The following is a 5,313-nucleotide window of genomic DNA, read 5'->3' as shown; positions in this document are numbered from 1 at the left end:
TCCATGGTGGCATGGTAATCGCCGGTGTCATATTCCACCGCCACGGGCGTGGCATAGGGGAATTCGGTGATAAAGTTCTGCCGGCGCAGGGCGATGGGATCGACCCCCAACTCGCGCGCGGCCTTGTCGATCACGCGCTCAAGCTGGAACGTTGCCTCGGGGCGCCCGGCGCCGCGATAGGCATCGACCGGCACGGTATTGGTAAAGACCGCCTTGACGTTCACATAGATCAGCGGCGTCTTGTAATTGCCCGCCATCAGTGTGCCATGCAGCCAGGTCGGCACCGAGGGCGCAAAGGTACTCAGATAGGCCCCCATATTGGCATGGGTGTCGGTGCGCAGCGCGGTAAAGTTGTTGTCCTTGTCCAGCGCCAGTTCGATCCTGGTGACGTGATCGCGGCCATGGGCATCGGACATGAACGCCTCGGAGCGGCTGCTTGTCCATTTCACCGGGCGGTTGAGCGCCTTGGCGGCAAAGGTACAGAACGCCTCTTCGGCATAGTGAAAGATCTTGGTGCCAAAGCCGCCCCCCACATCGGGCGAGACCACGCGCAGTTTATGCTCGGGGATACCAAGCACGAAGGCGCCCATCAGCAGGCGGATCACATGCGGGTTCTGGCTTGTGGTATAAAGCGTATGATCGCCGGTCGAGCGATTGAAATCACCCACCGCCACGCGCGGCTCCATCGGGTTGGCGATCAGCCGGTTGTTGACCAGTTCAAGCGAGGTGACATGCGCGGCCTTCTCGAAGGCCTCGTTCACCGCCGCCTTGTTCTCTTCGACAAAGCCCCAGTCGTAGCAAAGATTGCTTGTAAGATCGTCATGCACCTTTGGCGCGCCCTCTTTCAGGGCATCCTTCATGTTCACAACGGCGGGCAATTCGTCGATGTCGTATTCGATCGCTTCGGCCGCATCGCGGGCCTGGGCGTAGGTTTCGGCGACGATGGCGGCAATCGGATCACCGACATGGCGCACCTTGCCCTGAGCAAGCACCGGATGGGCCGGTTCCTGCATCACCTCGCCAAAGCGGTCGGTGACCTGCCAGCCGCAGGGAAGGCCACCGACCCCCTCGAAATCCGCGCCGGTAAAGATCCGCAACACGCCGGGCATGCCCGAGGCCGCCTCGGTGTCGACCTTGTTGATCCGCCCGTGCGCCACATCCGAGCGCAGGAAATGCACATAGGCCTGACCGTGCAGGTTGATGTCATCGGTGTAATTGCCGTTTCCGGTCAGAAACCGGACGTCCTCGCGGCGCTTCGTGCTGGCGCCAATGCCTCCGTCTTTGGGCATATCTTATTCCTCCCTTGGGGTTCGTCGCATGAAGGTGGCGTGGGGCTCACCCACCCTACGCCTCATTCGGCGGCAATTGCGCTGACGTCCTGTCCGGATGCGGCCAGGATCGCCTTCACGATGTTGTGATAACCGGTGCAGCGGCAGATATTACCCTCAAGGTAATCACGCACCTCGGCCTCGGTCGGCTTGGGGTTGTCCTTGAGCAGGGCCGCGGCCGACATCACCATGCCCGGCGTACAGAACCCGCATTGCAACCCGTGATGATCCTGAAACGCCTGTTGAATGGTGTTGAGCGTGCCATCCGGCGCCGCCATGCTTTCAATGGTGAGAACTTCGGCGCCCTCGGCCTCGGCGGCGAACATGGTACAGGCCTTGACCGCCCGCCCGTCCACATGCACCACGCAGGCGCCGCATTGGCTTGTGTCACAGCCGACATGCGTTCCCGTCAGTCCAAGGGTTTCTCGCAGAAATTCGACAAGCAGCGTCCGGCCTTCAATCTGGCCCGATGCGGACTTGCCATTCACGGTCATCTTGACCTGTGGCATTGGCACCTCCCGTTGACAATTATCTTTGGTCCAGATCAGACCTTAGTAGGATCGGCCCGTCTGTCTAGTCCAACTTAAGCATGCCCCCGGCGACTTGAGAACCCGGATTCTGGAAATTCACTCGCGCCCGGCGCGGCGCGGCTGGGGCCGGGTCGGAATTTCCTTGAGAAGCCCGCCAACCCCCATTGCCGCCATTTCCGCCGACCCGACCGGAAGCCCGCAGGCGATCCGCGACAGCACCCAATCCGCACCATGCAAGACCGGACTGCGCGCGCTTCCGGGCAGGCCGATCACCGGCGTGCCATGCAATTCCCCCAGAAAAAGGAGGTTTCCGGGATCGACCGGCATGCCAAAGCGCGTCAGCGTCCCGCCCGCAAGCCGCAGCGCCTGAGGCGCCGTGTCAAACGGATCAGAGGTGGCCGAAGCGGTGAGGATAAGCACGATATCGCCGCTGGCGGCGCTGATCTGCCGTGCCAGGGTGGCGGCGTCATGGGCGCAGGTCCGGGTCTCGACCAGTTCCATGCCAAGACCGGTCACGCGCGCGGCAATCGCCTCGGCGCCCTTGGAGCCGGGACCGCCGGGCGTATCGGTGATGATCAGGCTGGCGCTCTGGTGTTTGGCGCGCACCAGGCGCACCGCGCCGCGCGCAAACCCGGCGGCACGGCTCAGCGCCGTGCCGGGCACACCATAGGCGATGATCTTGACCGTGGCGATCATCCCGCCGCTGCGTATCTGGTGAAAATCGGGCACAGTGGCGACGGTGATCATCGGGTCCACCGCATTGGCTGCATTGATCCTGTCCGCGTCCAGACGCACCACGCCGGGGTAATCGGCGCTCAGGTTGACGCGGCCGGTAAAGGGCGCGCTGAGGTGAATATCGCTGCCCTCGCTCAACAGCGCGCGGGCCAGTTCGGCGGCGGCGGCGTCTTCGTGCAGGTCACCCGGTTCAAGGCGCGCCACGGTCACCTCGCGGAACCCCGCCGCGCGCAGGGCAGCCACGTGATCGCCATCAAGCACCACCCCCTTGCGCAACCGCCCATCAGGCAAGTGTTCGGAATGGGCGAGGATCGCGCCCATCGCCTGATCGACCGGGACCGGGCCGAATTTCATGCACCCAGCCTTAGAACACGGGTGATTTCCGCCAGCACCGCCAGGGCAATTTCCGCAGGCCCTGCCGCGCCTATATCAAGGCCGATGGGGCCGTGAATGCGCGCGATCTCATCCGGGGAAAACCCGGCACTTTCAAGCCGTTCAACCCGTTTGGCATGGGTGCGGGCCGAGCCAAGCGCGCCGATATAGAACACATCCGACCGCAGTGCCTCGGCAAGGGCCGGATCGTCAAGCTTGGGGTCATGGGTCAGCAGGACGAGCGCCGTGCGGCCATCAAGACCATAGGCCTGCACCGCCTCGTCCGGCCAGTCGTGCAGGATGGTTTCACCGGGAAACCGCGCGTCTGACGCAAAGCTTTCGCGCGGGTCGATCAACAGCGGGTCATAGCCCGCAATCCGCGCCATCGGCACAAGGGCCTGGGCGATATGTACCGCGCCGACGATGATCAGGCGCAGCGGCGGGTTGTGAATGGCCACGAAGGTCTCGCCATCCTCGTCAAAGCCGGAGCGATCCATGCGGAAGCGTTCGGCGTAGCCCTCGCGCACAAGCCGCCGGGTGGCCGCCATCCCCGTGACATAGGCCACCGGCACGCGCGCCTCGCGGGCCAGAACCAGATCGGCCAAAAGCGGTTCGGGCAGGACGCTGCCAATCGGCTCGACCAGAACCCGGATGGTGCCGCCACAGGCAAGGCCGACGGCAAAGGCATCACCGTCCGAGACGCCATATTCAAGCAGCACCGGCTTGCCCTCCTCGATCGCATCAAGCGCTTCGGCCACCACCGCGCCCTCGACACAACCGCCCGATACCGACCCGGCGATCTCGCCCCTGCCGGAAATCGCCAGCTGGCTGCCGACCCGGCGCGGGGCGCTGCCCCATGTTTCGACCACCGTTGCCAAAGCGGCGCGCTTACCGGCACGGTACCAGGCGAGCGCGGTCTCGGGGATGTCGTCAAATCGGTTCATCGTCTTCTCCCTCAGGTGGCGGATTTTAGCACGGCCGCCGCGTCATTCGCCAAGGCTTTTCGGCAAAACATCTTTGCATCTATTCCGAGAGCGCAGCCATCAGACGCGCCTTTTCGCCGGTATCATCGCGCCGCGAAATTGCCAGCGCCAGATCCTCGAGCGTGGCGATGGAATGACCCGCACGAAACGCATCCACATGCGGCAGCATCGCACGGATGCCCTGAGCCTTGGGGGCAAAGCCTTCCCAGCGCAAGAGCGGATTGAGCCAGATCAGCCGTCGCGAGGAAAGATGCAGGCGCTCCATCTCGTGGCCCAGCGCCTCGGGCGCATCACGGTCCAGCCCGTCGGTGATCAACAGCACGACCGCGCCCTGCCCCATCACCCGGCGCGACCAGTCGCGGTTGAATTCGTGCAGGCAGGCGCCGATCTTGGTGCCACCCTCCCAGTCCTGCGCCTGGCGCCCGGCGGCGGCAAGAGCCGCATCCACGTCGCGCGTGGCCAATTGCCGGGTGATATTCGTGAGCTGCGTGCCAAAGGTAAAGGCATGCACCCTGGCCCAGCCCGCCCCCTTTTGATTGGCCACCGCATGCAGGAAATGCAGAACCATCCGGCTGTATTGGCTCATCGAGCCGGAGATATCGCAGATTACCACCAGATTGGGCCAGCGTTCGCGCGGTTTCTTGCGATGAATGCGGCGCATTTCGCCGCCATGTCGCAGGGCGGCGCGCAGGCTGCGGCGGGCGTCGAGTACGCGCCCTCGCGGGCTTGCCTCGCCGCGACGCGACGCAAAGGGCGCCACCGGAAGGGTCAGGCGCGCCAGCATACGCTTGGCGGCGGCCATCTCCGCGGTGCTCATCTGTTCAAAATCAAGCTGTCGCAGGCGCTCTTCGCCGGACATGGTGGCGCTGGCGTCGATCTCGATCTGCACCTCGTCGCTCTCGTGCTCTTCGATCTCGGGGGCCTCCCGGCTTATCCCGTCAAGCAGAGCCTCGGCCGCGCGCTTTTCGGCAGCCTGCGCGCTTCGGTCTTCCTGCACGCCGCGGATGGCGGGCAGCATCATCGCCATCATGTGTTCGACATAGCGCGGATCGCGCCAGTAAAGGCGGAATACCTGGGCAAAGACCTCCAGATGTTCCGGCCGCGTCACCAGACAGGCGCGCAGGGTGTAGAAATAATCGGTCCGGCTTGTGAAGCCAGCGACCGCAACCGCGCGCACCGCATCTATCACCCGCCCTGTCCCGATCGGCAGGCCCGCCGCGCGCAGCGCGCGTGCGAAATGGGTGATATTATGGGTGAGTTTTGGATCGTCCGGCAGATCGAGCGGCTTGTATTCGCTCATGGCACAAGGTGGGGGGCTGTCGGCCCCCCACACCCCCCGAGAGTATTTGGCCCAAGAAGAAGCGT

Annotated in this window: 5 protein-coding genes; all 5 read right to left on the bottom strand. The window is 64.2% G+C overall.

All coding sequences use genetic code 11. The features are described 5' to 3' along the window. The coding region (locus QZ522_RS17515) for a xanthine dehydrogenase family protein molybdopterin-binding subunit (protein ID WP_294614639.1) at positions 1 to 1,289 on the bottom strand (1,289 nt) is incomplete at its 3' end. 62 nt (positions 1,290 to 1,351) lie between these two features. Continuing rightward, positions 1,352 to 1,837 (bottom strand): (2Fe-2S)-binding protein, encoded by a 486-nt coding sequence (locus QZ522_RS17510; protein ID WP_294614636.1) that lies wholly within the window; start codon positions 1,835 to 1,837, stop codon positions 1,352 to 1,354. Between the two features lie 117 nt (positions 1,838 to 1,954). Further along, complete coding sequence (locus QZ522_RS17505; protein ID WP_294614633.1) at positions 1,955 to 2,947, bottom strand: molybdopterin-binding protein; 993 nt, start codon at positions 2,945 to 2,947, stop codon at positions 1,955 to 1,957. Beyond that, the gene (locus QZ522_RS17500; RefSeq protein WP_294614629.1) at positions 2,944 to 3,909 is read right to left on the bottom strand and encodes an XdhC family protein; all 966 of its coding nucleotides are present in this window, start codon (positions 3,907 to 3,909) and stop codon (positions 2,944 to 2,946) included. Before QZ522_RS17500 ends, QZ522_RS17505 begins: the two co-directional genes overlap by 4 nt. 79 nt (positions 3,910 to 3,988) lie before the next feature. Next, positions 3,989 to 5,248, bottom strand: coding sequence for a VWA domain-containing protein (locus tag QZ522_RS17495; RefSeq protein ID WP_294614641.1), 1,260 nt, complete (start codon positions 5,246 to 5,248; stop codon positions 3,989 to 3,991). Positions 5,249 to 5,313: the final 65 nt, after the last annotated feature.

The organism is uncultured Roseovarius sp. (genome assembly GCF_913054395.1).
Classification (GTDB): Bacteria; Pseudomonadota; Alphaproteobacteria; order Rhodobacterales; family Rhodobacteraceae; genus Roseovarius.
This window is presented reverse-complemented; position numbering and strand designations above follow the sequence as displayed.

Coding starts and splice junctions, on each gene's coding strand:
- QZ522_RS17510 (WP_294614636.1), bottom strand. CDS start 1,837: ATGCCACAGGTCAAGATGACCGTGAATGGCAAGTCCGCATCGGGCCAG.
- QZ522_RS17505 (WP_294614633.1), bottom strand. CDS start 2,947: ATGAAATTCGGCCCGGTCCCGGTCGATCAGGCGATGGGCGCGATCCTC.
- QZ522_RS17500 (WP_294614629.1), bottom strand. CDS start 3,909: ATGAACCGATTTGACGACATCCCCGAGACCGCGCTCGCCTGGTACCGT.
- QZ522_RS17495 (WP_294614641.1), bottom strand. CDS start 5,248: ATGAGCGAATACAAGCCGCTCGATCTGCCGGACGATCCAAAACTCACC.